The following is a 944-nucleotide window of genomic DNA, read 5'->3' on the forward strand; positions in this document are numbered from 1 at the left end:
AGGAAAACATCGCTCTTGCAAGGCAATTTTTATTGGAGAACTTTGTGAGCCGGGGCATGGTGGTTGACTTCGCCGTACACCAGCCAGACCGGGAGGACGGCGGCATACCAAACCCGCATTTTCATGTGATTTGCCCTATCCGCCCCATCGAGCAGGACGGCAAATGGGGCTAAAGCAACGCCGGGTGTATGAGCTGGACGAGGACGGCAACCGTATCCGAGACCAGAACGGCGAGTTTGTTTTCAACGCCGTTCCCACTACCGACTGGGGCAGTCCCGAAACGCTGGAATACTGGCGGCAGACATGGGCGGAGCTATGCAACGCCAAGTTTGCGGAAAAGGGGCTTGACGTTCGTATCGACCACCGAAGCTATGAGCGTCAGGGCGTGGAGTTTCTTCCCACTGTCCACGAGGGCGCAACTGTCCGGGCAATGGAGAAGAAAGGCATACGCACCGAGAAGGGCGAGTTCAACCGCTGGATCAAGGCAACCAATGCCGTGATCCGGGACATCAAGAAGAAAATCGCTCTCCTGTTCGATTGGATTGCCGAAGCAAAAGCAGAGCTTGCCAAGCCGCAGGCACCCGACCTTGTTTCTCTGCTGAACGCCTATTATACCCAGGGCAGAGCCGGGGCGTATTCGCAGAAAGGCAAGGTCAGCAATCTAAAGGAGATGAATGAGACTTTCAATTATCTCCGGGCAAACGGGATTTACTCCCTTGAGGATTTGGAACACCGTGTCAGCGAACACAGTGCTGCCACAGAGAGCTTGAAGAAAACGCTGGACGAACAGAACGCCCGAATGAAAGCAATCAAGCAGCTCTATGACAGCTCCGCCGCTTTCCAGAGCTTGAAGCCTGTCTATGACGGCTTGCAGAAAATCAAGTTTGAGAAGCCCAGAGCCAAGTACAAGGCAGAGCATGAAGCGGAACTGAAACAGTTCTACG

The 944-nt window shown here is 54.1% G+C and carries 1 pseudogene; it reads left to right on the forward strand.

The window, feature by feature from the left end:
* Positions 1-944: pseudogene (locus DXA55_RS16885) on the forward strand (MobA/MobL family protein); the annotation flags it as partial.

This window comes from Blautia sp. OF03-13 (assembly GCF_003460685.1).
GTDB classification, from domain to species: domain Bacteria; phylum Bacillota; class Clostridia; order Lachnospirales; family Lachnospiraceae; genus Fusicatenibacter; species Fusicatenibacter saccharivorans.